This window comes from Streptomyces sp. TLI_053 (genome assembly GCF_900105395.1).
GTDB lineage: Bacteria > Actinomycetota > Actinomycetes > Streptomycetales > Streptomycetaceae > Kitasatospora.
Genome location: NZ_LT629775.1, coordinates 2,604,943 through 2,629,891 on the forward strand (window position 1 = coordinate 2,604,943; position 24,949 = coordinate 2,629,891).

Annotated in this window: 21 protein-coding genes and 1 pseudogene; 10 read left to right on the forward strand and 12 right to left on the reverse strand. The window is 76.1% G+C overall.

Annotated elements, in window-relative coordinates; genetic code table 11:
- Positions 1-84 precede the first annotated feature (84 nt).
- On the forward strand, positions 85-1,269 hold the full coding sequence (locus BLU95_RS10295) for an amidohydrolase (RefSeq protein ID WP_093859742.1): 1,185 nt from the start codon (positions 85-87) through the stop codon (positions 1,267-1,269).
- A 104-nt stretch (positions 1,270-1,373) separates the two neighbouring features.
- Here BLU95_RS10295 and BLU95_RS10300 read toward each other — a convergent pair whose 3' ends face one another.
- From BLU95_RS10300 to BLU95_RS10325, 6 genes are all read right to left on the reverse strand, one after another.
- Positions 1,374-2,159 (reverse strand): AMP-binding protein, encoded by a 786-nt coding sequence (locus BLU95_RS10300; protein WP_093859743.1) that lies wholly within the window; start codon positions 2,157-2,159, stop codon positions 1,374-1,376.
- On the reverse strand, positions 2,159-2,383 hold the full coding sequence (locus BLU95_RS10305; RefSeq protein ID WP_030391815.1) for a phosphopantetheine-binding protein: 225 nt from the start codon (positions 2,381-2,383) through the stop codon (positions 2,159-2,161). Before BLU95_RS10305 ends, BLU95_RS10300 begins: the two co-directional genes overlap by 1 nt.
- Before the next feature lie 5 nt (positions 2,384-2,388).
- Positions 2,389-3,021, reverse strand: coding sequence for an isochorismatase family protein (locus tag BLU95_RS10310; RefSeq protein ID WP_093859744.1), 633 nt, complete (start codon positions 3,019-3,021; stop codon positions 2,389-2,391).
- 138 nt (positions 3,022-3,159) lie between these two features.
- Positions 3,160-4,839 carry a (2,3-dihydroxybenzoyl)adenylate synthase gene (locus tag BLU95_RS10315; RefSeq protein WP_093864777.1) on the reverse strand — a complete coding sequence of 560 codons (1,680 nt, stop codon included), beginning with the start codon at positions 4,837-4,839 and terminating at the stop codon, positions 3,160-3,162.
- Positions 4,840-4,922: 83 nt separating this feature from the next.
- Positions 4,923-6,122, reverse strand: coding sequence for an isochorismate synthase DhbC (dhbC, locus tag BLU95_RS10320; RefSeq protein ID WP_093859745.1), 1,200 nt, complete (start codon positions 6,120-6,122; stop codon positions 4,923-4,925).
- A 241-nt stretch (positions 6,123-6,363) separates the two neighbouring features.
- Positions 6,364-7,221: a 2,3-dihydro-2,3-dihydroxybenzoate dehydrogenase gene (locus BLU95_RS10325; RefSeq protein ID WP_400750752.1), complete on the reverse strand. Its 858-nt coding sequence runs from the start codon at positions 7,219-7,221 to the stop codon at positions 6,364-6,366.
- A 372-nt stretch (positions 7,222-7,593) separates the two neighbouring features.
- Here BLU95_RS10325 and BLU95_RS10330 point away from each other — a divergent pair, with 372 nt between their 5' ends.
- From BLU95_RS10330 to BLU95_RS10340, 3 genes are all read left to right on the forward strand, one after another.
- A complete protein-coding gene (locus tag BLU95_RS10330) occupies positions 7,594-8,925 on the forward strand; it encodes an MFS transporter (RefSeq protein WP_093859747.1) in 1,332 nt (443 codons plus the stop codon).
- Between the two features lie 4 nt (positions 8,926-8,929).
- On the forward strand, positions 8,930-9,688 hold the full coding sequence (locus BLU95_RS10335; protein WP_093859748.1) for a TetR/AcrR family transcriptional regulator: 759 nt from the start codon (positions 8,930-8,932) through the stop codon (positions 9,686-9,688).
- 99 nt (positions 9,689-9,787) lie between these two features.
- Positions 9,788-10,489, forward strand: coding sequence for a siderophore-interacting protein (locus BLU95_RS10340; protein WP_093859749.1), 702 nt, complete (start codon positions 9,788-9,790; stop codon positions 10,487-10,489).
- Positions 10,490-10,820: 331 nt separating this feature from the next.
- On the opposite strand, the gene BLU95_RS10345 is transcribed toward BLU95_RS10340, so the two are convergent.
- Positions 10,821-12,110, reverse strand: coding sequence for a CapA family protein (locus tag BLU95_RS10345; protein WP_093859750.1), 1,290 nt, complete (start codon positions 12,108-12,110; stop codon positions 10,821-10,823).
- Between the two features lie 242 nt (positions 12,111-12,352).
- Here BLU95_RS10345 and BLU95_RS45820 point away from each other — a divergent pair.
- From BLU95_RS45820 to BLU95_RS10365, 5 genes and pseudogenes are all read left to right on the forward strand, one after another.
- Positions 12,353-12,790: pseudogene (locus BLU95_RS45820) on the forward strand (universal stress protein); the annotation flags it as partial.
- Positions 12,776-13,111: a dsRBD fold-containing protein gene (locus BLU95_RS45825; RefSeq protein ID WP_286158647.1), complete on the forward strand. Its 336-nt coding sequence runs from the start codon at positions 12,776-12,778 to the stop codon at positions 13,109-13,111. The pseudogene BLU95_RS45820 and the gene BLU95_RS45825, both read left to right, overlap by 15 nt.
- Before the next feature lie 124 nt (positions 13,112-13,235).
- Positions 13,236-14,510: a M48 family metalloprotease gene (locus BLU95_RS10355; RefSeq protein WP_093859751.1), complete on the forward strand. Its 1,275-nt coding sequence runs from the start codon at positions 13,236-13,238 to the stop codon at positions 14,508-14,510.
- Between the two features lie 52 nt (positions 14,511-14,562).
- On the forward strand, positions 14,563-14,985 hold the full coding sequence (locus BLU95_RS10360) for a MarR family winged helix-turn-helix transcriptional regulator (RefSeq protein WP_093859752.1): 423 nt from the start codon (positions 14,563-14,565) through the stop codon (positions 14,983-14,985).
- 116 nt (positions 14,986-15,101) lie between these two features.
- On the forward strand, positions 15,102-16,367 hold the full coding sequence (locus BLU95_RS10365; RefSeq protein WP_093859753.1) for a PP2C family protein-serine/threonine phosphatase: 1,266 nt from the start codon (positions 15,102-15,104) through the stop codon (positions 16,365-16,367).
- Positions 16,368-16,443: 76 nt separating this feature from the next.
- Here BLU95_RS10365 and BLU95_RS10370 read toward each other — a convergent pair whose 3' ends face one another.
- Entirely contained in the window at positions 16,444-17,400 is a 957-nt protein-coding gene (locus tag BLU95_RS10370; protein ID WP_093859754.1) for an NADP-dependent oxidoreductase, read from the reverse strand.
- Positions 17,401-17,577: 177 nt separating this feature from the next.
- On the opposite strand from BLU95_RS10370, the gene BLU95_RS45045 reads away from it, so the two are divergent.
- Positions 17,578-19,029, forward strand: a complete 1,452-nt coding sequence (locus BLU95_RS45045) for a helix-turn-helix transcriptional regulator (protein ID WP_093859755.1) — start codon at positions 17,578-17,580, stop codon at positions 19,027-19,029.
- A gap of 24 nt (positions 19,030-19,053) precedes the next feature.
- Here the strand turns inward: BLU95_RS45045 and BLU95_RS10380 are convergent, their stop codons facing one another.
- The 4 genes from BLU95_RS10380 to BLU95_RS10395 form a co-directional block, all read right to left on the reverse strand.
- On the reverse strand, positions 19,054-20,559 hold the full coding sequence (locus tag BLU95_RS10380; protein WP_093859756.1) for an ArnT family glycosyltransferase: 1,506 nt from the start codon (positions 20,557-20,559) through the stop codon (positions 19,054-19,056).
- Positions 20,560-20,648: 89 nt separating this feature from the next.
- Positions 20,649-21,323: a helix-turn-helix domain-containing protein gene (locus BLU95_RS10385; RefSeq protein WP_093859757.1), complete on the reverse strand. Its 675-nt coding sequence runs from the start codon at positions 21,321-21,323 to the stop codon at positions 20,649-20,651.
- A gap of 108 nt (positions 21,324-21,431) precedes the next feature.
- Positions 21,432-22,559, reverse strand: a complete 1,128-nt coding sequence (locus BLU95_RS10390; protein ID WP_093859758.1) for a tyrosine-protein phosphatase — start codon at positions 22,557-22,559, stop codon at positions 21,432-21,434.
- A 239-nt stretch (positions 22,560-22,798) separates the two neighbouring features.
- On the reverse strand, positions 22,799-24,742 hold the full coding sequence (locus BLU95_RS10395; RefSeq protein WP_107452507.1) for an acyl-CoA dehydrogenase family protein: 1,944 nt from the start codon (positions 24,740-24,742) through the stop codon (positions 22,799-22,801).
- Positions 24,743-24,949 lie beyond the last annotated feature (207 nt).

Consider the following 24,949-nt stretch of genomic DNA (forward strand, 5'->3'; position numbering starts at 1 on the left):
CTGGTTAGGTTAGCCTAAGCTATCTGCATATTGTCTGGTCAACAGCCTGCCGATGGGCAGGCCCTGACAGCCCCGGAGGCGCCGATGTCCCCCTTGAACGCGAGCGTGCCCGCGCCCGGCCCGGCGGTCGCCGCCGGACCGGCCGACCCCGCGTCGAAGGAGGCCGTGCGCGAGCGCGTCCTCGCCCACCGGGACGAGCTGCTGGCGCTCAGCCGCCGCATCCACGCCCACCCGGAGGTCGCGTTCGAGGAGCACCGGGCCGCCGAGTGGTGCGCCGAACTGCTGCGCGCCCACGGCTACTCCGTCACCCCGGGCACCGCCGGACTGCCCACCGCGTTCAGCGCGAGCACCGGCGGCGGACCGGTCACCGTCGCGATCGTCTGCGAGTACGACGCCCTGCCCGGCCTCGGCCACGCCTGCGGCCACAACCTCATCGCCGCCGCCGGCCTCGGTGCCGCGCTCGGCCTCGCCCCGTACGCCGACCGGCTCGGACTCACCGTCCGGGTGATCGGCGCACCGGCCGAGGAGCGCGGCGCCGGAAAGGCGCTGCTGCTGGACGGGGGCGCGTTCGACGGCGTGGACGCCGCGATGATGGTCCACCCCTGCCCGGTGGAGGTGGCCGACTTCCACTCCTTCGCGCTCGGCACCCTGTCCGTCCGCTACACCGGCCGCGCCGCCCACCCCAGCCTCAATCCGCACGAGGGCCGCAACGCCGCCGACGCCCTCACCGTCGCCCAGGTCGCGCTCGGGCTGCTGCGCCAGCAACTGCCGCCGCAGTGGCGGGTGCACGGCATCACCACGGCCGCCGGCACGGCGCCCAACCTCATCCCCGACAGCGCCACCGCCGAGTACGAGATCCGGACCTCCGCCGCCGAGGACCTCGCGGCACTGCGCGCCCGGGTCGAGGACTGCTTCCGGGCCGGCGCGCTGGCCACCGGCTGCGAGGTCGAGCTGACCCGGCCGGAGCCGGACTACCTGGACTTCCGCAGCGACACCGGACTGCTCGCGCTGTGGCGTGCCAACGCCGCGGCGGCGGGGCGCCCGGAGCCGGTCGAGAGCGGGCCGTTCGCCTGCACCGACATGGGCAACGTCTCGCACGCCGTCCCCTCCATCCACCCGGTCCTGGACATCACCGGCGGCTCCTGCGGCCCGCACGAGGCCGCGTTCGTCGAGGCCGCCGTCTCACCGGAGGCGGACCGGGCGATCCTGGAGGGCGCGGTCGCGCTGGCCTGGACGGCGGCCGACTTCGCGGCGGCGCCGCGCGGGTGACGGGCCGCCGACGGCGGTCGGCGGACAGCGGCCGACGGACTCCGTGTCCGTCGGCCGCTGTCCGCCGACCCCGGGGCCGGGCCCGCGGGGCCCGGCCCCGGAGGTCAGCCGCGCTGCGGGACCAGGTGCACCGGCCCCGGCTCGGGCAGCAGCTCGCCGAGCACCGACGGCGCCGCACGCAGTGCGGTCACCCCCGCCTCCCGGACCAGCTCCCCGACCTCGCCCGGCCGGTCCGGATCGGCCAGCACCAGCGCCGCCCCGGTCCGCAGCGGCCACAGGAACTCCCACAGCGGCAGGCCCAGCTGCAGCACCCGGTCGCCCGGGCCCAGCCCGTACACGGACTGCAGCTCACGCACCCGGCGGTCCACCTCGGCGTGGGCCGTCCACACCCCCGCCGGACGCCCGCCCGGCCCGTAGGCCCGGCAGAGCGGATGCTGCGGGGTCAGCGCCCGCGGCGGGTCGGTGGCCGCCCGCCCGGCCAGCTCGGCGGCGCTCGGCCGCTCCGCGTCCGGCACCCCCTCCCCCAGCACGCACACCGGCGCCGCGTCGGCCAGCAGCCAGGACAGCCGCCCCGGGGCGTCGTCCGGGTCCAGCGGCAGGTACGCCGCACCCGTCTTGGCCACCGCCAGCAGCGCCGGCACCAGCTCGGCCGGGCGGGTCAGCGCGAGGCCGACCACCGTGCCGGGGCGCGCGCCCCGGTCCGTCAGACAGCGGGCCGTCCGGTTGGCAGCGGCGTTCAGCTCGCCGTAGCTCACCGGCGCCGCGCCGGCCGGCAGCAGTGCCGGGGCGTCCGGCGTCCGTGCCGCCTGGGCCTCGATCGGCCCGACCACCGTGGTGGCCGGCCACCGCTCCGTTCGCGACGGCCTCGCCACCGCCGTGCCGGACTCCATCAGGACGCGCCCAGCAGTTCGGCCCAGGCCTCGACGGCCGGACGCTCGGCCAGCTGCAGGAACGCCACCTCGGCGCCCTCGGCCCGCCAGCGCTCGGCCAGCGCCATCAGCCGCACCGAGTCCAGGCCCCAGTCGGCCAGGTTCTCGTCCAGCGGGATGTCCGCCGGGTCCTCGCCGAGCAGGTCGGCGACCTCGGCCCGGATTCGCTCCACGGTGAAGGCCATGGCTGTCACTTCCCTTCCACGACGGCGTCGGTACCGGTGACGACGCCGCAGCGCCCGGCCACCCAGCTGAGCGCGGCGCGGTGCTCGTCCGCGCCGAAGTCGGCGACCGCGTCGGCCACCACGAAGGCCCGGATGTCCCGCATCCAGGCGTCGCAGGCGGTCGCCTGCACCCCGATGTGCGCGTACACGCCGGTGATCACCAGCTCGTCGCGGCCCTGCTCGCGCAGCAGCTCGTCCAGGTCGGTCCGGACGAAGGCGCTGTACTTCCACTTGGTGAGCAGCCGGTCGCCCTCGGCCGGGGCGACCTCGTCCACGATCGCCGCCGCCTGCGGGTCGTCCGGGATGCCCGGGCCCCAGAAGTCCTGCTGCAGGCCGCGCTGTTCGGCGCTCTGGCCGCCCGGCTGGGCCGAGTAGACGACGGGCACGCCGTGCTCGGCGGCCCAGGCGCGCAGCCGGTTGATGTTGGCGAACAGCTCGGTGACCGGCGCGGCCGACGTGTCGAAGGCGCCCATGAAGTGGTTCTGCAGGTCGTGCACCAGCAGCACGGCCCGGGACGGGTCGACCGTCCAGTCGACCCGGTTGGCCGGCAGCTCGGCGGCGGCGGGCATCGGATAGGAGGGGATGCGGGGCAGGCCCACGGCGGTGCGTCCTTAACGTGTAGGGGGATCCGGGAGTCCGGGGACTCGCGGGTCGGAAGGCTCAGGAGTCCGGAGGCTCGGGAACGCGAGGCTCAGGAGAGAGGGAGTCGGAGGCTCAGGAGAGAGGGGGTCGGAGGCTCAGGAGGAGGTGAGGGAGGCGGCGATGGCGGCGCGCAGGTCCTTCTTGCTGACCTTGCCGATGCCGGTGGCGGGGAAGGCGTCGACGAACTCGACCCGGTCCGGCACCTTGAAGTCGGCCAGCCCGCGCTGCCGCACGAAGCGCTTCAGCTCCACGGACTTCGGCGGCTGCGCGCGGTGCTCCTCGCGCAGGACGACGTAGGCGCAGGTGCGCTCGCCGAGGTACGGGTCGGGCATCGAGACCACCGCCGCGTCGTGCACGGCCGGGTGGGCCAGCAGGTGGTTCTCGATCTCCTCGGCGGCGACCTTCTCGCCGCCCCGGTTGATCTGGTCCTTGGCCCGGCCCTCGACCACCAGGTGACCGGTGCCGGTGCGGCGGACGAGGTCACCCGTGCGGTAGAAGCCGTCCGCGGTGAAGGAGGCGGCGTTGTGCTCGGGCGCGTTCCAGTAGCCGCGGATGGTGTACGGGCCGCGGGTGAGCAGGTGGCCGGTGGTGCCGTCGGGCAGGTCGCGGTCCTCGTCGTCGACCACCCGCACCTCGTCGTCCGGGGAGATCGGTCGGCCCTGGGTGGTGACGATCACCTCCTCCGGGTCGTCCAGCCGGGTGTAGTTGACCAGACCCTCGGCCATCCCGAACACCTGCTGGAGGGTGCAGCCCAGCACCGGGCGCACCCGCCGGGCCGCCTCCTCGCTGAACTTGGCGCCGCCGACGAGCAGCACCTCCAGGGTCTCCAGACCGGTGCTCCCGCCGGCCTCTCGGATCCGCTCGGCGGAGTCCAGCCAGAGCAGCGCCAGCGGCGGCACCAGGCCGGTGATGGTCACGCCCTCGCGCCCGATCAGCGGGAACGCCGTCTCCGGGCTCGGCTGCGGGCAGAGCACCACCCGGCCGCCCGCGTACAGCGTGCCGAGCGAACCGGGCGAGCTGAGCGGGAAGTTGTGCGCGGCGGGCAGCACCACGAGGTAGACGCTGTGCTCGTCCTGGCCGCAGAGCTCGACCGAGCCGCGCAGCGAGTAGATGTAGTCGTCGTGGGTGCGCGGGATGAGCTTGGGCACCCCGGTGCTGCCGCCGGACAGCTGGAGGAAGGCGACGTCCCCGGGCTGCGGCTCCTCCGCCGGCGCCCCGGCCGGGTCGACCGGGACCTCGGCCAGCGGAGTGTGCTCCCCGGCGTCCCTGCCCACCACCAGGACGTGCCGCAGCGAGGGCGTCTCCGCCTTCACCCGGCCCGCCAGTTCGCGGTGGTCGAAGCCGCCCTCGACGGCCGGGACCACGTAGGCGACCGCGCCGGTGAAGGAGCAGAAGTAGGAGATCTCGGTGTACCGGTGCGCGGGCAGCGCGAAGACCGGCAGCGCGCCGACCCGGAACAGCCCGAAGACCAGCTCGAAGAACTCGGCGACGTTGGGGAGCTGGACCACCACCCGGTCGCCCCGGCGGATGCCGCGGGCGCGCAGTCCGGCGGCCATCCGGTCGGCCCGCAGGTCGAGTTCGGCGTACGTCCAGCGGCGGGTGGGGTCGTCACCGGTACCGCCGGCCGGGTCGACGATCGCGACCCGGTCGGGGTGGGCGGCCGCGCGCTCGCGCAGCATCGAGCCGAAGGTCTCGCCGCGCCAGTGGCCGTCGGCCCGGTAGCGCGCGGCGAACTCGTCCGGGTACGGGGCGAATCCGGCCAGCACCTCGGCCATCGGGTGGTGCGGATCGGTCACGGCGGAGGCTCCCGGGGTGGTCGGGTCGGTCACCGCGGAGGCTCCCGGGGTGGTCGGGTCGGTCACTGCGGCACCCCGGCGGCGTCCAGGAAGGTGCGGAACTTGGCGCTGGTCTCGGCGAGTTCGGACTCCGGCCGGGACTCGGCGACCACACCGGCGCCGGCGAACACCCGCAGCGTCCGCTCGTCCGCCTCGGCGCAGCGCAGGGTGACGACCCACTCGCCGTCGCCGTCCGCGTCGCCCCAGCCGACCATGCCGGTGTACAGGCCCCGGTCGAAGGGCTCGATGCCGCGGATCGCCTCGCGGGCGAGCGGGGTCGGGCTGCCGCAGACCGCCGGGGTCGGGTGCATGGCGACGGCCAGCTCCAGGGCGGAGACGGCCGGGTCGATCAGCTCACCGGTGATGGTGGTGGCCAGGTGCCACATCGCGGCGGTGCGCACCAGGGTGGGGCGCGCCGGCACGACCAGATCGCGGCAGTACGGCGCGAGCGCGGCGTGGATGGCGTCCACGACGAAGGCGTGCTCCTGGAGGTCCTTCGGCGACTCCAGCAGCGCGGCGGCGCGGCGGACGTCCTCGCCGAGGTCGGCGCTGCGCGGCACCGATCCGGCCAGCGGGTTGGCGACGACGGCGGTACCGGTGCGCGAGAGCAGCAGTTCGGGGCTGGCACCGATCAGGGTGCGGCCGCCGCCGGCGGGGACGGCGAAGGTGTAGCCGCCGGGGTCGCGGCGGCCGAGCCGCTGGAGGATCGCGGGCAGGTCGAGCGGGCGGTCGGCGTGCAGCTCCAGGGTCCGGGAGAGCACGACCTTGCTCAGCTCGCCGTCGGCCCGGAGCAGTTCCACGGCCTCGGCGACACCGGCCCCGTACGCCTCGGGCGCGGGCACCGGGCGGACGTCCCAGTCGATCCGGTCGGCGGCCGGGGCGGGCAGCGCGATCAGCGGGTCGTCGCGCAGTGCGCCGCAGGTGCGGAGCGTCGCGGGGACGACGAGCTCGGCCCGGCTGTCGTGGTCGAACGCCACCGCGCCCACCACCAGCGGGTGTTCGACGCCGTCCTGGCGGGCCCGGGCGAGGGTCTCGGCGACCCGGTCGACCAGCGGGCGCCCGTCCTGGGGCACCCGGGCGTGCACGCCCTCGGCGAGCAGCGTGCGGGTCGGGGAGGCGAAGAACGCCTCGTCGGCCGCGGCCCGGTACTGGCCGAGCAGCCCGCTGGCCGCGCCGATGACGGTGTGGTCCGTCCCGGCGGGGGCGTGATGCACCGTGGTCACCTGGAATCTCCCAGTCTGCGAGTGGTCGCCGGACGCTGCTCGTCGCGGCGGTCGGCGGTGGTCTGGTCCGGGACCCGCCCCGGTGGGGGCGCGGTCCCGGTGGGGCGCCGGGCCCCGGGTGCTGCTCGCCCCGGGGGTCCGGCCCCGCCGTGGGTGTCGGGGGCCGCGACGGTCCGGGGCGGGGCCGTCGTGGAGTCGTGCCGGAGTGTGCGGGATCCGGGTCGGGGGCCGTGCGCGGGCGTCAGGCCCGCAGCGTGGCACCGCCGTCCACGTAGAGGTCGTGCATGGTGATGTGGCGGGCCCGGTCGGAGACCAGGAAGGTCACCGCCTCGGCGATGTCGGCGGGCTGGGCGATCCGGCCGAGCGGGATGCCGACCCGGTAGCTGGCCGGGTCGCCGTCGATGACGCGCCGTTCGGCGGCCGCCGCGTCGTCCTGCCAGAGCCCGCGCTGCATCTCGGTGTCGGTGGAGCCGGGCGAGACGATGTTGCAGCGCACCCCGGAGCGGCCGAGTTCCAGGCCGAGACACCGGGTGTACATGGTGGCCGCCGCCTTGGAGGCCGCGTAGGCGGCCATCCCGGTGCGCGGGACGCCGGCCGCGTTGGAGCCGACGGTGACGATCGCACCGCCACCGCGCTCGGCCATCCGTCGGCCGACCGCGCGGGTGGTGTGGAAGACCCCGGTGGTGTTGACCGCGAAGCTGTCCGCCCAGTCCTGGTCGGTGAGCTCGAGCGCGGGAGCGACACGCAGGATTCCCGCGACGTTCACCAGGATGCCGATCGGGCCGAGTTGGCTTTCCATCAGCTCGACGGTGGATTCGACCGCCGCCGCGTCGGAGACGTCCAGCAGGTAGGGGTGGACGGGTCCGCCGGAGGCCGCGCCGCCCGGGGCCGCGTCGGCCGGACGACCCGACAGCTCGTCGGCGAGCTCGGCGAGCGGACCGGGGTTGCGGTCGACCGCCGCGACGACGGCGCCCGCTGCGACGAGCGCGCGCGTCACCGCCGCGCCTATCCCCTGTCCGGCGCCGGTGACCATCGCGACGGCGCCCGCGAGTTCGGACTGCTGCACTGAAAATCCCCTCCGACCAGCAACATTAGGCAAGCCTAACCTAACACAATTGTTCGGACTCTCCGAGGGGGCCCGTCGGCACGGGCCGACACTGCGGGGTCGTCAACTGTCGTCGGCCGGGGGACGGAGGGGTGCGGCCGTCGGACGGCGCGGGACGGGCGCCGGTGCGAGCGGCGAGCCGAGGGGCGGCCCCGCGGACGACCCGGAGGGCGATCCGGAGGGCGGCCCCGCGGACCGCCCCGAGGACGGCCCGCGGGCGAACATAGACGCAACGTTGCGTCCAGTGCTAGCGTCGGGACGTGGACCGAGACGCAACGTTGCGTCCATCTTCGGTCCGCCACGGCGCGGGCCCGACCGACGGCCCCGACGCGCCCCCTCCCGCACCGTCACCCCCGAGGAGCACCCATGCCCTCCGCCCCGCCCCGGCGCCCCGGCGGCCCGCTCGCGCCGGCCGCCGTCGCCCTCGCCTTCTGGGTCACCATGGCCGGGACCACCGTCCCGACCCCGCTCTACCCGCTCTACCAGCGCGCCTTCGGCTTCTCGACCTTCACCGTCACGGTGATCTTCGCCGTCTACGCGCTCGGCGTCGTCGCCGGTCTGCTGACCCTCGGCCGCCTCTCCGACCGGATCGGCCGGCGCCCCGTGGTCCTCGCCGCCCTGCTGCTGGCCGCGGCCGCCGCCACCCTGTTCGAACTCGCCGACTCGCTGCCCTGGCTGCTGGTCGCCCGGGTCCTCTCCGGGTTCGGCGCCGCCCTCGTCACCGGCGCCGCCACGGCCGCCCTGCTCGACCTCGCCCCGCCGGAGCGCCGACTGCGCGCCCAGACCGTCGCCCTCGCCGCCAACATGGGCGGACTGGCCGGCGGCACCCTGTTCGCCGGAGCCCTCGCCGAATGGACCGGTTCACCGCTGCGCCTGCCCTGGACCGTGACGCTCGTCCTCACCGGCGCGGCCCTGCTCGGGCTGCTCGCCGTCCCCGAGACGGTGCCCGCCGAGGCCCGGCGCACGGGCCGGGCCGGCTCCCCGGCCGGAAGCCCCTCCCGGTTCCGGCCGCGACCGCTGCACGTGCCGCCCGGCATCCGCCCCGCGTTCCTGCGCGCCGCGCTCGCCGGCGGGGCCGGATTCGCCGTCACCGGCGTGCTGACCGCCGTCAGCGGACTCTTCCTGGCCACCGTGCTGAACCTGCACAACCACGCGCTCACCGGACTCGTGGTCGCCCTGGCCTTCCTCTCCACCGCCGTCGGACAACTGCTCGTCCGCGTCCTGCCGCCGGACCGGGCCCTGCCGCTGGCCTGCGCCGGACTGGTCCTGGCCGCCGCACTGGTGGCCGGCGCCCTGCTCGGCGGGACGCTGCCACCACTGCTGCTCGGCGCCTGTGTCAACGGCCTCGCCACCGGGACCGCCATCGGCACCGGACTCGGCACCGTCAACGCCGGCGTGGAGCCGCACCGGCGCGGCGAGACGGTGTCGGCGTTCTTCGCCGTGCTGTTCACCATGCTCTCGGTGCCGGTGATCGGGGTCGGCGTGCTCGTCCGGGCGACCGGGCTGCGCACCGCCGGGGTCACCTTCAGCGCGGCGGTCGCCGTCCTGGCCCTCGCGGTCGCGGCCGGACTGGTCCGGCGGCCGCGGGGCGAGGCGTCACCGGTGCCGGCGCCGGCACCGGTGACGACAGCGACAGCGACAGCGACAGCGGACCCGGCGGCCGCAGCGGCACCGGCCACCCCGGCCGGGAAGGCGTGAGAGGATGGCCGCGACCGTCGTCAACGGCCAGCAGCCGCCCCCGGACAAGGACCACACCGCCATCGCCGCCCAGCCCCGCCCCGCCGCCGGAAGCCGGTCCGGCGCGAGCCGCGCCGCCGGTGAGCGCGCCGTCGGCGGCCGTGCCGCCGGTGCCGCGCGGGCGGCCGGGGCGAGCGGGAGCACGAAGAAGAACGACGACACGGCGAGCACCGTCGGCAGCGGTCGGCGCAGCGAGGCCGCACGGCTGGCGGTACTGAACGCCGCCGACGACCTCCTGGTGGAGCAGGGTTTCGAGGGCCTGACCATCGAGGGCATCGCCGCCGCCGCCGGGGTCGCCAAGCAGACCATCTACCGCTGGTGGAAGTCGAAGGTGGACATCCTCTTCGACAACCTCGTCCTGGACGCCGCCACCGGTCTCGCCTGGCCCGCCGAGACACCCTCCGATCCGGCCGATCTGCGCGCCTACCTCCACCGGTTCGCGGACTTCCTCGGCGCGGCGCCGGCCGGCAAGGTGCTGCAGGCCCTCCTCGGCCATGCGCAACTGGACGCCAGGTCGGCCGAGTTGCTGCACAGCGGCTTCCTGGACGCCCTGCGCTCCCGGGACGTCGCGAACACCCGGGCCTGTCTCGGAGGGACGGCGGACGAGGCCGCCGTCCTGCTGGACGCCCTGCTCGCCCCGCTCTACCACCGCGCCCTGGTGCTGCGTCGCCCGCTGGACCGGGCGTTCGTCGACGCGCTGCTCGACCAGCACCTCCCGCGCTGAGCCCCACCCCCTTCCTCGCTCCTCCCCTCCGCGCCGCAGCGCGCCGCCCGTGTCGATCCCCGGGCCCGCACCGGCGCCGTCCGATCACCTGGAGTCTCCGTGTTCCGTCGCCCCCGGCCGACCCACGACGTTCGGGTCACCGCCGTCACCCCGCTCACTCCCGCCCTGCTCCGGCTCACCCTCGCCGGACCGACCCTGGACACCCTCGACGTCGAACACGCCACCCAGTGGGTGAAGTTGGCGACCCCCGACGGGCACTCCCGGGCCTACACGATCCGGCACCACCGCCCCGACGAGCGCGAGACGGACATCGACGTCGTGCTGCACGGCAACGGTCCGCTGTCCCGCTGGGCGGCGACCGCCCGCCTCGGCGACCGGGCCCTGATCGCCGGCCCGCGCGGCCGCCGGCCCTCCTTCGACGGCGCCGGGCACGTCCTGCTCGCCGCCGACGAGAGCGCCCTTCCCGCCGCGCTCACCATCCTGGAGGAGCTGCCGCCGACCGTGCCGACGACGCTCTACGTCGAGGTCGGCGATGCCTCCGGGGCCACCCTGCCGCTGCCCGCCCGAACCGGTCTGACCACCCACTGGCTGACCCGTCCCCAGGACCAGGTCAAGGGCCGCACGCTCGCGGACACCCTGCTCGCGACCGACGTCCCACCGGGCACCGCCGCCTGGCTGGCCGGAGAGTCCCAGGCCGTGGCGACCGTCCGGCGCCACCTGCTCACCGACTGGGCCCTGCCCCGCGAACGCGTCCACGGCAAGGGCTACTGGAAGCTCGGCGAGGCGAACCACAAGGACTGACGGGCGGACACCGTCGGCCCCCCGCCCCGGGACCCGTACCCGCCCGACGGCGGGCGAGGCGGTCCGGCGGCCGGCGGTCCGGCGTTCCGGCGTTCCGGCGGCCCAGGAGGAGCCGGCACAAGGCTCGGACGCGTCGGCGCGTGGTCACGCAGCAGGCGTGTTCGAGGAAGGCCCCGTGCAGGCCGTCGCGGACGTCCCGGCGGATCCGCAGGCCTCGGAGGGCGCGGATCCACGCGCCGGTCCGCCCGACCACCCACCGCCCGACCACCCACCGCACGGCGAGCGACGACCGGCTTGCCGCCCCGCTTCCGCACCGGCCGCCGGGGCGGGCTCAGCGCGAGGAGGCCGACGCCGGCGCGGCGCTCCGCGCGGCCGGGGCGGCGGGACCGGTCGCGCGCGCGGACGGGGAAGCCGACGGGGACGCCGACGGGGAAGCGGCCCCGGACGCCGGCGCCGGGGCGGCCCCCGGGACCGGGGCCAGGCCGGTGCAGCCCCGGAGCCCGTCCCGGCGCTTGAGCGCGGCGGTCGCGGCGGCGCCGGTCTGGGGCACCGGCATGCCCTTGTCGTCGATGGTCGCCGGCGCGAACGCCTCGCCGAGCACCTTGCCGCCCGGGCCAACGGTCAGGGTGGTGACGCCCGTCTCGTTGGAGTTGGCGTAGTTGGAGGTGCCGTACCAGAGGAAGTTGCCGAAGCCGTACCCGACGTAGGTGGAGCCGAGCATGCCCGAGCCGACCATGGTGTGCGCGTGCGTGCCGACCACGGCGGTCGCGCCCGCGGTGGCCAGCTTCTTGGCGATGGCGGTCTGGGCCGCGGTCGGGCAGGCCTTTCCCTCCTCGCCCCAGTGCAGGTAGACCAGCACCACCGGCGCCTGCTTCTTCGCCTCCTCGACCGCCTTGACGATCGCGGCCTGGTCCAGTGCCGAGGCGATGCCGGGCTTGGTCGCCCCGGCGCGCCACTTCTGGTTGGTGAGGTCCTCGACCTGGCTGGCGGCGACCACCGCGACCTTCACCCCGCGCACGGTGGTGACGTACGGGGCGTACGCCTCCTGGGAGTTGCGGCCGAAGCCGACGATCGGGAGCGGCGAGGAGGCCTTGGCCGCGAGGGTGTCGGCGAGACCGTCGGCGCCGAAGTCGACGGCGTGGTTGTTGGCGAGCGAGACGACGTCGACGCCGGAGTCCTTGAGCGCCGTGAGCGCCTTCGGCGAGGTGCGGAAGGTGTAGGTCTTGGGCTCGGGCGCACCGCGGTCGGTGATCGCGGTCTCCAGGTTGAGGACGGAGAGGTCGGCGGCGGCGAGGCTCTTGGAAATCGGTCCGAGCGCCGTCTCGGGCGGCTGCACGGAGAGCCGGCCCTCGGTGCGGCCCTCGAAGTGGACGTCGCCGGCGAACGCCACCGTGATGCTGCCGTCCGGACGGGGCGCCGCACCGTCCGCGGAGGCCTGGTCCCCGGGGGTGGCGGACCCGTCGGCGGCGCCCGGCGAGGCCTTCGCGGCTGCGGCAGCGTCGGCGGCGGCCTTGGCGGACCGGGAGGCCTTGACGGTGGCCGGGTCGGGGTCGTCCGGTCCACAGGCGGCCACGGGTATCAGCCCCAGCAGCAGGGCGACGGCGGCCGCGGCACGGCGCATGTGTGTTCCCCCAAGGGTCGTTCCGGAAGCGGTCAGCCTACGCCACTCCCCCGCGCCGTCTCCGCGCCGCGGCCACAATCCGCGCCGGGCCGCCGGGTGGCGCGCGGAGTGGCAGCGTGGAGGTACGGAGGCTTCCGGAAGCACGGTGGGAAGCCCCCACCGGGACGGAGGTGCGGAGGTGGCGCCCGGAGGCGCGGGGACCGGCAGGCGAGGCTCGGGGAGCGGACGGCAGGTGGTGGGTCATGACTGACAACGGGAGCACGGACACCGGGCGGCGGATCGTGGTCGGGATCGACGGTTCGGCGCCGTCCAGGGCGGCGCTGCGCTGGGCGGTCGGGCAGGCGGCGCTGACCGGGGCGGCGGTGCACGCGGTGGCCGCGTGGGAGCCCCCCTCGCTGCACGGGTGGCTGGTACCGCTGCCGGACGACGACTTCGAGCGGACGGCGATGCGCACCCTGACCGCCGAGGTGGACGAGGTGGTCGGCCGGGAGCGGCCGGTGCCGGTGACGGAGAGCCTGCTGCTGGGGCACCCGGCGGAGGTGCTGCTGGAACTGGCGGAGGGCGCGGAGCTGCTGGTGCTGGGCAGTCGCGGTCGCGGGGCCTTCGCCCGGACGCTGCTGGGGTCGGTGAGCACCCGGTGCGCGGCGCACGCGTCGTGCCCGGTGGTGATCGTCCGCGCGGACGGGAGCGCCGCCCCGCCGGGAGGGCCGGTCCCGGCGACCGTCGGGGAGGAGGGCGGTACGGAGCCCCCCGTCCGAAGCACCAAGGACTGGCAGCTGAGCCTGCACCTGGTCGAGGAGCGCGACACCACCCGGGTGCACGCCGTGCTGGACGCCGACGGCGCGGTGCTGCACAGCGACGCGTACGCCCGCCGCAACCCGCTGGACGATCCGGCGCCCGCGGTGGGCGACGAGTTCGCGGTCGGCCGGGCGCTGATCGATCTCGGCCACCAGTTGCTCCGGGCGGGCACCCGGCACGCCACCGGGCCCGCCGAGGAGTGACATGCTGGCTGTCGGGGGACGACGGTCCACGAACGCCCCGTCGCCCGACGGCCGACGCCCGAGGACGGACGCCGCCCGAGGACCGACGACTGACGACTGACGGACTTCGGATGACGGACAACAGATGACAGATTCTGTCGGCCCACTCCCGGGCGACGACCCGACGCCCGGCGCCGCCCCCGGCACCCCCGGCACCCCCGGCACCCCCGGCACCCCCGCCGACTTCACCCCCGCCGAGCGCGCCCGGGGCCGCGCACTGCGGCGCGCCCAGCTGCCCTGGGCACTCGGCGCGCGGGTCACCGGCCTGGGGCTGACCCTCGCGCTCGGCCTGACACCGGCCGGCGCCGGGCTGGTGTCGACGGCCGGCGGCTGGTTCGGCGGCTCCCGGACGGCCGAGGTGCTCGCCGGGACGGCCGCCCTGGTACTGGTCGGCCGGGCGGCGCAGCTGCCGTTCGGGGCCGGCGCGCGGTCGGTCCGCGCCCGGTTCGGGCTGGTCACCCAGGGCTGGGCCGGCTGGGCGGTGGACGCACTGCGCGGACTCGCCCTCACCCTGGCGCTCGCCCTGCCGGTGGTGCTCGGACTGTACGCGCTCACCGGCCGCTCGCCGGAGCGCTGGTGGCTCCCGGCGGCGGGCGCGGCCGCGCTGCTGACCGCCGCCCTCTCCTTCCTCTACCCGCTCCTGGTCGAGCCGGTGTTCAACCGCTTCACCCCGATGGCCCCGGGCCCGCAGCGCGAGGCGCTGCTCGGCCTGGCCGCACGGGACGGCGTCCGGGTGCGGGACGTCCTGGTGGCGGACGCCTCGCGCCGGACCACGGCGCTGAACGCCTACGTCTCGGGCCTGGGGGCGACGCGGCGGATCGTCGCCTACGACACGTTGCTGACCAGCGCCGATCCGCGCGAGGTGGAGTTGGTGGTGGCGCACGAACTGGGGCACGTCAAACACCGGGACGTCCTGACCGGGACGGTGCTGGGGGCGGTCGGCGCGGCCGTGGTGGTGGTGCTGCTGGGCCTGGCGTCGGGCTGGGACGTGCTGCTGTCGGCAGCCGGCGCGGCGGACGCGGCCGATCCCCGGTCGCTCCCGCTGCTGGCGGCGGTCGCGGCGCTGCTGGGCGCGCTGTCCGGCCCGGTGCAGTGCGCGGTGAGCCGCCGGGTGGAGGCCAGGGCCGACCGGCACGCGCTCGAACTCACTGGGGACGCCGAGCAGTTCGTGGCGATGCAGCGCAGACTCGCGGTGACCAATGTGTCCGATGTCGACCCGCCGCGGGTGCTTGAGCTACTGTTCGCGACTCATCCGAGCGCCACCCGCCGGATCGCGGCGGCGCGCGCCTGGCAGGCGCGCCGGGAGGGCGCCGCGGACCGTCCGCCGGGAGCTTCGAGCACCCATGAAGTCGTTGTATAATGCAACAAATTGCCGGACGGCAGATCCCCCGGCCCCGAGGAGGCAGGTTCCCGTGCCCGACCGCGAGACGTCGATCGCGACCATCCAGCGCGAACTGACCGCCTTCGCCCGCCGCGCCCGGCACAAGGCCTCCCAGCTGCACCCCGACCTCTCGCTGGTCACCTACAGCATCCTGGACCTCATCACCGAGCGCGGCGGCTGCCGGGCCGCCGACGTCGCCGCGCACTTCATGCTCGACAAGTCCACGGTCAGCCGCCAGGTCACCGCGCTGGAGAAGCTCGGGCTGCTGCGGCGCGAGACCGACCCGGAGGACCAGCGCGGCCAGATCCTGCTGGCGACCGAGGCCGGACTCACCCTCCTGCGCGAGGCCAACGAGCAGCGGCGGCTCTCCTTCTCGGCCCGCTTCACCGGCTGGTCGGACGAGGACGTCGCCCGGTTCGCCGACTACCTGGCCCGCTACGGCGCCGAGGACTGACCCGGCCCGGCGGCCCGGCCGGGGAGCACCCGCCGAGCATCCCCGGGCGCCCGCCGCACGCCCGCCGGGTGCTCCCCGGGGTGCGGCGGACCACCCGGACGGTGTACAGAGGAGAGGTGCCACTCCGGCAGCCTTCCGACGACCGGCGTCCCCGTGACCGCCGCCGGTCCTGGCCGCCCGACCGCCGCGCCCTGACGGTCGTCCCGCTCGCCCTGATCGTGGTGATCACGGTGGTGGACGTGCTCGCCCCGCCGGACATCCACCTCGGCCCGCTGCTGATCGTCGCCCCCGCGCTCACGGCCTCGCTGGCCGGTGCCCGCGCCACCACCGTCGTCGCCCTGCTCTCGCTCGCCGCGCTCACCGTCATCGGCATCCTGCGCGACGGCCTCACCACCGGGAACCACGAGACCCAGCTCGGCGCCCTGCTCGCCGTGTCGGCGCTGATCGTCGGCCTCCGGGTCCTGCGCGACCGGCACGAGCGCGAGCTGGCACAGGTCCGCTCCGTCTCCGAGGCCGCCCAGCGGGTCCTGCTGCGCCCGCTGCCCGACCGGACCGGACCGCTGCGCCTCGCCTCCTTCTACCTGGCCGCCGAGGCCGAGGCCCAGGTCGGCGGGGACCTCTACGCGGCGGCCCGCACCGCCACCGGTACCCGGCTGCTGGTCGGCGACGTCCGGGGCAAGGGCCTGGCCTCGCTCGGCGACGCGGCGCTGCTGCTGGGCGCCTTCCGGTCGGCCGCGCACCTGTACCCGGACCTGCCCGGCCTGGTCGGCCACCTGGACGGCAGCATCGCCTGGGACCTCGCCCAGCTCGCCGAGCAGCAGCGCGCGCAGCGCGAGGACGGCCTCCGCGCCCAGCCGCGCCTGCGCGCGTTCCGGCGCGCCGGGCCGACGGACACCGGTGCCCCGCCGGGCACCCGGCGGCCGGACGACGGGCCGCCCGGCACCCCGGCGGACGACAGCGGCGAGTCGTTCATCACCGCCGTCGTACTGGACGTCCCGGACGACGGAGCCGTGCTCCGCCTGGTCGACTGCGGCCACCCCCCGCCCCTTCTCCTGCACGGCGACCGGGTCACCGCGCTGGAGCCCCGCCGCACCTCGCCGCCGCTGGGCCTCGGCGAACTGGTCGCGGCGCCGTACGTGGTGGAGGAGTTCCCGTTCCTGCCCGGCGACCGGCTGCTGATCTACACCGACGGCGTGATCGAGGCCCGCGACGGAGAGCGGCGGTTCTACCCGCTGTCCGAACGGGTCGCCGAACGGACCTCCGCGCACCCCGCCGAACCGCCGGACGCCCTGCTGCTGCACCTGCGCCGCGACCTGCTGGCCCACGCGGGCGGACGGCTCGACGACGACGCGGCCATGGTCGTCGTCGAGCGCCTCGGCTGACCGGCGGCCCGGCGAGCGGCCGCCGCCCCGCGACAGCGACCATCAGGGCCGACCACGCGACCGGCCGCCCCCGGCCTCAGCCGACGGTGAGGACGATCTTGCCCCGGACGTGGCCGCGCTCGCTCTCGCGCTGCGCCTCGGCCACCTCCGCCAGCGGGAGCACCCGGTGCAGCGGGAGGTTCAGACCGCCCTCGGCGGCCAGGGCGAGCGCGCCCTCCAGGGCCGGACGGAGGTAGTCGGCCGGCTCGTCGCCGCTGGTGGCGCGGACCCCGTGCTGCGCGGCGCCCTGGAAGTCGGCGATGGTCAGCACGTGCTCGGCGCCGCCCGCCAGCTCGATCGACAGCGGCAGCACGCCCGCCCCGGCCACGTCCAGCACCCGGTCCACGCCCTCGGGCGCGGCGGCGCGGACCCGCTCGGCCAGCCCCTCCCCGTAGGTGACCGGCTCGGCGCCCAGCTCGCGCAGGTACGGGTGGTTGGCCTCGCTCGCGGTGCCGATCACCCGGATCCCCCGGGCCCGGGCGAACTGCACCACCAGGGTGCCGACCCCGCCCGCGGCGCCGTGCACCAGCAGCGTCCGGCCGGGCTCGACGCCCAGCAGGTCGAGCGACCGCCAGGCCGTCTCGGCGGCCACCGGGAGCGCCGCGGCCACCGTCCAGTCCACCCCGGCCGGCTTGCGGACCAGCTGGTCCGCCGCCGCCAGCGCGTGCTCCGCGTATCCGCCGCCGAGGACCTGCCCGAAGACCTCGTCGCCGGCCCGCCACTCGGTGACGTCCGGGCCGACGGCCTCGACCACGCCCGCGATCTCGTACCCGAGGACGGCCGGGAAGACGACCGGGAACAGGTCGGTGAGCGCGCCGGAGCGGACCTTGTGGTCGAGCGGGTTGACGCCGACGGCGCGCACGGCCACCCGGACCTGGCCGGGGCCGGGCGCGGGCACCTCGACCGCGGTGGGCCGCAGGACGTCCACGGCCCCGTACTCGGTGATGGCGACGGCCTTCGTCGTGAGGGGGGTGGTGTCGGGGGTGCTGCTCATGGCGGATCTCCAGCGTTCGTCCGGACCTGGCGGACGCCGGGGCCGGGGGCCGCCGCCGTCCTGGTGACGTGCTCCAGCCTGGTACGGCGGCCCCGGCCGGACGGCCGTCCGTTCGGCCGGTTCCGCCTGGCCGTTCGGCCAGGCGGGCGCGCACCGGCGCGGGCTACGCTGGGAGCCATGGTCGAACGCGAGGGCGGGCAGGGTTCCGGCGGCGGTCCCGGCGGCGAGTGGTCGTGGCACGACGCCGAGGGGGTGCTCGCCCTCGCCGCCGAGGTGCTGCGCACCCCCCGGGCGACGATCCTGCCGAAGCTCTCCGAGGTGCTCGCCGGGCTCGTCCCGCACATCGCGGTGGCGCAGCTCAGCGGTGTCTGCACCTACTCGCCCGCGAACGCCGTCGGCCCCGAGGAACTGTCGGCCCGGATCACCGGTACCGAACTGGCCGGGGTCGCCCAGCGGGTCACCCCCGGGCGCCCGTGGCAGGGCGAGGCCGTGCTCGGCGGGCGCCCCCGGCCCGCGGTCGCGGTGGCGTCGGCCCCGCCGGGGAGCAACGGCGCTCTGCTGGTGCTGGTCCGCGCCGACCCGGCCGGACGGGCGCCCGGACGGGCCTCCGGGCGCGCGACGGGGACGCACGGGTCGCCGGAGCCGCTGCCCGAGCGCTCGCTCGGCCTGCTCCAGCAGCTGTGGGAGCTGCTGACCACCCACTCCCACCACCGCGCCGTCGACGCCGCGCCCGCGCACGCCGCCGCCTCCCGCGCCTCGGCCAGTGCCCGGGCCAGGGCGATCGCCGAGCTCACCGGCGCCCACGCCTCCGCGCTGTCCGCGATCCTCGCTCCGCTGCGGTCGGCCGGACTGGACGACGCCACCGCGCGGCGCAACGCCACCGAGCTGGCCGTGACCGCCCTGCTCGACCTGCGCAGCGCCGGCGACCTCGACCGGGAGCTGAGCGAGGAGCCGGCCGCCACCGCGTTCGCCCGGCTCGCCGACCTGGTGCGGCCGTTGCTGCGGCACAGCCCGGTCCGGCTGGACCTGCTGGCGCCGACCGAGGGGGACCGCTCGGTGCCCACCGACACCGCGCACACCGCCCGGACCGCCGTCCGCTCCGCCGTGCTCACCATGCTGGAGCAGGACGACCTGACCCGGCTGCACGTGAGCTGGCAGTTCGTGGCGGACGGTCTGCGGGCCGTCGTCCGGGACGACGGCCCGGGCCTGCTGACCGCCGACGCACTGGCCGTCCACCGCACGGCCGACCGGATCGCCGCGCTGGCGGGCCGGTTGACGGTCGAGGCGGTGCCCGGCTGGGGCACCACGGTGACGGTCGACCTGCCGCTGCACGCCCCGGCCGGGCCGATCGGCGCGGCCCGGCCGCTGGAGGGCCTGCAGCCCAGGGAGCTGGAGGTGCTGGACCAACTGGCCCGGGGACGCCGGAACCGGGAGATCGCCGCCGCCCTGCACATCAGCGAGTCGACGGTGAAGTTCCATGTGGCCAACATCCTGGCCAAGTTGGAGGTGGGCTCCCGGGGCGAGGCCGCCGCCCTGGCCCACCGGGCCGGCCTGCCGACGGGCCCGGCGGCCGGCGCGACGGCGGGCACGACGGTGGGCCCGCCGACCGCGCTGCACGCCGCGTCCTGAGGCGCCCCCGGGGCAGAAGTCTCATTAGTAGCGCCGCAGTTCGGGCCAGAGCACCGACCACGGCCGGTGCGGTCCCGGACAGACCAGGACCGGGGCGTGCTGCTCCTCGTTGTCCACCCCGTGACCGTTGTCGACCCGGGCGACCCGCCGGCAGTCGGCGAAGTACCGTTCCACGTCGGGGAATCCCTCGGGGTGGACGAGCAGCACCGGCCCGTCCTGCCGGTCCGGCGGCGGCCCCAGGTCGGCGAGGCTCATGTGGCCCGAGTACGGCGCCGGGAGGCCGAGCGGCGGGCCGTAGTGGGCGAGGGCGCCCGCCTCGCCGTAGTTGACGGCGAACACCACGGCCCGGTCCCGGAGTTCGGGCGGGACGGTGTTCCAGCCCCGGGCGGCGGCCGCGGCGAGTTCGGGCCAGCCGATCTGCTCGCCCTGCTCGTGCTGGATCCAGTTGACGGCCGGGGTCAGCCGGGCCGGGAGGACGGGCAGGGTGATGACCAGGTTGACGGCGGCTCCCAGGGCCAGCGCGCCCGCGAACGAGCGGATCCGGCGCGGTCCGGCCGCCGTCAGCCGCCGGGCGACCGGTTCGCAGCCGGCCGCCGTCAGCACCAGCAGCGCCGGCAGCACGTAGTACGGCTTGCCTCCGCTCGCCACCACGAACAGGCACATCAGCGGGTAGGCGACCACGAAGGGCTTCGCCCAGGCGAGTTCGGGGTCCCGGCGCAGGCGGCGGAAGCCGGCCAGCCAGACGGGCACCAGCACGGGTGACAGGTAGAGGAACTGCATCGGCACGAAGAGCAGCCGGTTCCCGGCGCCGTCCTGCTCGCTGATGCCCCCGGCGACGGTCAGTTCGGGCCAGCCGTGCGCGGCCTGCCACCACAGGTTCGGCAGCGCGACGGCCACCGCGACGGCCGCACCCGCCACCGGCCACCACCCGCGCAGCACCGCGCGCGGCCCGACCAGCAGCACGGCGGGGACGAGGGCGGCGGCCAGCAGCAGGACGAGGTCCTTGTTCAGCAGCGCGACCCCGGTGGCGGCGCCGACGGCGAGCCACCGGCGGCCGTCCCCGGTGCGCAGCAGGCGCAGGGCGAACAGGCAGACCAGCAGCCAGGCGGCCAGGTCGAAGGTGGCCGTGTTGAGCAGGTGCCCGACCGCGAGCACGAACGCCGAGCAGGCCGCGGCGGCGGCCGCGAGCAGCTGCCCGGCGCGTCCGGCGCCCAGCTCCCGGGCCAGCAGCGCCACCAGGGCGACGGTGGCGGCGCAGAGCAGGGCGGGTACGACCCGCAGACCGACCGGTCCGTCGCCGGGTCCGCCGCCGAACAGCGCCGTGGACACCCGCCCGAGCAGCGGGGTGAGCGGCGGTTGGTCGACATATCCCCAGGCGGGGTGGCGACCGGCGATCAGGAAGTACAACTCGTCGCGGTGGAAGCCGTACCGGCCCGCGGTCGCGATCTGCAGCGTGGCGGCACCCGCCGCGACGGCGGCGACCGGCCCCCGGGCGAACGGCTTCGGCGCGAACAACCCCCGTCTGTTCACGAGGGGAGTGTGACAGTCCCGCGGCGGCGCGGGAAGTCGCCGTGGCCGACTTCCGGTGCCGGTCCGGGAGCGGGAGCGCCGGGGGCGGCTCAGGACTCCTTCGGGCGGGTGCGGGCGCGCAGGTGGAGGCGTTCGCCCTGCTTGCCGAAGAGGCTCAGGACCTCCACGTCGCCCGCCCCGGTGGAGCCGAACCAGTGCGGGTTCTGGCAGTCGAACTCGGCCGCCTCGCCCGGCGCGAGCACGACGTCGTGCTCGCCGAGGAGCAACCGGAGGCGGCCGGAGAGCACGTAGAGCCACTCGTGGCCGGTGTGGGTGGCGAGCGTCGGGGTGTGGTGGGCGGCCGGGATCATGATCTTGAACGCGCGGGGCTCGGTGCGGTGGCGGGAGAGCGGCACGAAGGTCCGCCCGTCGGCCCGGCCCGGGTGCTGGTGGACCCGCGGGTCCTGGATCCGCGGGGCGGCGACGATCTCGTCCAGCGGGACGGCGAGCGCGGCGGCGATGGGCAGCAGGAGTTCGAGGCTCGGCTTGCGCTGCTCGGACTCCAGGCGGGAGAGCGTGCTCTTGGAGATCCCGGTGGCCTGGCTCAGGTCGGCCAGGGACAGGTCCTTGCGCTCGCGCAGCCGACGCAGCCGGGGGCCGATCTGGCGCAGGGTGGCGGCGATGGCGGGGGCCGAGGCGGCGGCGTTGGCGGCCGGATCGGGTCCGGGGCCGGAGCCGACGGCCGGATCGGGGGCGGGAGCGGGGGCGGCGTCCTGGTGGTCCATACGGACGATCGAAGCAGGGCGTCCCGGTTCCGGCAACGCGGCGTCCCGCCGGGGCGGACCGCCCGGTGCTCCCGGGGCCCGACCCGGCGGGACGCCGGGAGCGCGGTGTCAGCCGACGAGCAGCTGGCTGCGCAGGTCGCGCAGGTCCCGCTTGTTCAGACCGAGGCCGGACTTGAGGTAGGCGTCGAAGGAGCCGAACTTCCGCTGCACCTCGTCGAACCCGGCCGCCAGGTACTCGGACCGGACGTCCAGCAGCGGCTTGTAGATCGCCTGGTAGGCCGGCGGCAGCTGGGCGAGGGTGGCCGCGATCTCGGCGGCGCGGTAGGTGTTGCTGGCGAGGTAGTCGGCCTCGACGGTCTCGCGCGGCACGCCGAGCGCGGTCAGCAGGGCGGCGGAGGCCCAGCCGGTGCGGTCCTTCCCGGCGGTGCAGTGGAAGAGCACGTTCTCGTCGTCGCGCTCGACCAGGGCGTTGAGCACCGAGTGGTAGGCGGTGCGGGCGCTGTCGGCGGAGACCATGGTGCGCTCGGCGTCGACCATCGCCTGGACGGCGGCCTGCGGGCTGGTGACGTTGAACGCGCCGGTGTCGGCGACGCCCAGCACATTGGCGTTCACGACGGTGGCACCGGCCGGGACGCGGTCCGGGGCGGTCTTCTGCTCGGCGGGGGTGCGCAGGTCGAAGACGGTGCGGATGCCGAGGCGGCGGAGCTTGGCGAGGTCCTGGTCGGTCAGCTTCGAGAGGTCGCCGGAGCGGTAGACGACGCCCATCCGCACCCACTGGCCGTCGGCGGTGCGGTAGCCGCCGGCGTCGCGGAAGTTCGGCGCGGAGGCGAGGTGCAGCGAGCGGTCGGCGACGACCAGCGGCGCGCCGCGGTCCGGGACCAGCTCGAAGAACCAGCGGTCGGCGGCGGCCAGGCCGGTGACCGTGACGGTGGCGGAACCGGCGCCCTTGGCGACGGCCTTGCGGTGGCGGATGTCGTCCGGGTCGGTACCGGCGTAGACGGTGACGTTGCGGGCGCCGGGGGCGGCCCAGGTGAGGGTGAAGCTGCCGTCGGCCTGCTGGGTGGCGGTGGCCGAGGTGAAGGGGATCGCGTGCCGGGCGACGGCCGGGGCGGCGGCCGAGGGGTCGGCGGAGGCGGAACCGGCGGCCGGGGCGGCGACGGCCAGCGCGGGGGTGCCGAGGACGAGGGCGCCGGTGAGCGCCACGGCCGCGGTCAGCCGGGTGCGGGAGATGGTCATGGCCCGGCACGGTAGGCAGCGTGGAGTGTCGCCCCGTGGCCACCGGGTGGCGCACTGGCAACAGTCTGTTGAACGTCCAGGTGAACGGCGGTTCCGCGGCCGTTCCGCCCGGCCGGAGGGGCCGGACGGAACGGATGCCGACGCTCGGAACGGGGCGGGTCCGGAGGGATGGGGCGGTCGCGGAGGGATGCGCCGATGCCGGGTCGGAACGGACAGTTCCGCGGGCGCCCGCGCCACCGTCAGACGGCGAACGCCTCCTGGTACTCCGGGGTGGCGATCGGCCGGTTGCCGAGCAGCGTCGGCGGGAGGTCGAAGGCGTCGACCAGGGGCAGCGCGTGGCCGGCGAGCCGGGCGAAGGAACGTTCCCGCAGGTCCGGAAGAGCGGCGGCCTGTTCGGCGGTGAGTTCTCCGGCGACCATCAGCGCCGCCGCGTGGGCGGCGATCCGGTCCAGCGTGAACAGTCGGTGCAGGTCGAGCAGCAGGGCCCGGACCGCCGGGCCGGAACCGGCCGCGGCGGCACCGGCACGACCGGCAGGACCGGCGCCGGCCCCGTCGGCCGAGGCATCGTCGGCCCAGGCACCGTCGACGCAGGCGGCGTCGGCCCAGGCCAGCAGCGCGGCACCGGCGTCGTGCTCGGCCCGCGCGGTGACGGCCGCGAGCGCGTCGGGCGCGGCGGCGTTCCACCGGCGCAGGGTGTCCCCGGCTGGCGCCTCCCGCATCCGGGTGCGGGCGCGGGCCAGCCGGAGCCTCCCGACGGCACGCAGCCGGGCCTGCCGGAAGACCGGGTCGCCCAGTGCCACAGGACCCCCGGGGGTGACCGCCGGGTCCTCGGACCCGTCGTCCGGGGCCTCCAGGAGCAGTTCCGCCCCGGCCTTGGCCCAGAGCGCCAGGTTGTCGCCCTCGGCGGTGATGGCGCCCTCGACGTCGGACGCGAGCGCGGTCAGCCCGTTCACCGGTAACAGCCCCTGGGCGCCGCACCGCTCCCGGGCCTCGATGATCAGCCCCCGGGCCTGCCAGGTGGTCCAGCCCTTGGTCACGGCGGCCGCGCGCTCGGCGGCGGCCCGGTCGGCCGGGTCGGCGGGGTCGTGACCGGTCCAGCGGGCGACGGCCGCCCGGTGCAGCGCGGTCATCGCGTAGACGGTCGCCAGGCCGGACAGCAGCGGACCGTGGTGGGTGCGGTGGGTCCACACCGGACGGCGGCGGTCCGGCCGGGTGTCCGCGATCTCGCGGTGGTGGGCGTAGCGGACGGCGGTGGCGAGCGCCGCCCGCGCGCCGCCGACGGCGCTGGCGCTCATGCAGAGCTTGCCCACGGAGACCCGGCCGATCGCCGCGAGGAATCGTTTCCGCCTGCTGCCGAGCACGCTGGTGAGGGCGCCGTCGTCGGCGAGCCGGCCGTGCGCGCCGGTCAGCAGGGCCTCGCGCGGCAGACGGACCCGGTCGAAGGAGGTCAGACAGTGGTCGACCGGGCTGCCCGGGCGCAGCGGCAGGGCGCGGACGGTGACGCCGGGCAGCGGGCCGGCCTCGTCGGTGAGCGGGGTGTGGAAGAGGAAGATGCCGTGGTCCCGGCCGTCGACCCGCAGCCGGGCGGCGACCACGGCGGACTTCGGGCCGCCTGCCGGTCCGGTGTTGGGCATGAACTTCCGGGCGCCGGGGTGGGGCGTGTGCAGGGTGAAGGTGCGGTCCGCGCGGTCGTAGTCGGCGACGGTCTCCAGTGCGGCGGCGTCGTTGCCGTGGGCGAGTTCGGTGCACAGGAAGGTGCCGATCCGGTCCATGCGCAGGTACTCGTCCAACGGGCGCTTGGGGTCCGGGTCGTGGTCGAGGAGGCTGCCGAGGAACAGGTTGTAGTGGATGCCCGCGATCACGGTGAGCGCGCCGTCCGCGGGACCGGTCCACTCGTGCAGTGCGGCCAGCCGGGCGGGGTCGGTGGCGAGCGCGGTGGCGTCGACGCGCTCGTTGAGGCGGCGCAGCCGCCGGTAGGAGTCGGCGACCTGTTCGGCGGCGGGGGCGTCCGTCCGCCGGTGCATGGCCGGATCGGCCGCCAGGGCCCGCCAGGAGCGGTGACCGTGGGTGTCGCCGGGGCCGAAGAGCAGCCGGGTCAGTCCGGCCGTCACGGCTCCGGGACCGGCGGGGCCGGGTGGGATCGCGGATTCGTCGGGGTTCCTGCGGTGCGGAATCGTGGTCATGTCATTCCTAAGAGCCCAACCAATTCCCGGGTAACGGCTCTGTGATCAAGGTCACCGGGCAATCACGGCTCCGGCCGGCCGTCGGACCGTCACATCCGGGGGCACCACGTCGTCTCCTCCCCGACAACGACCACGACCACGACAGCGGCGGCGACAGCCACCACCCCGGCGGCCGGACCGGTCGGCGCGAACGAACTGGAGGACGGG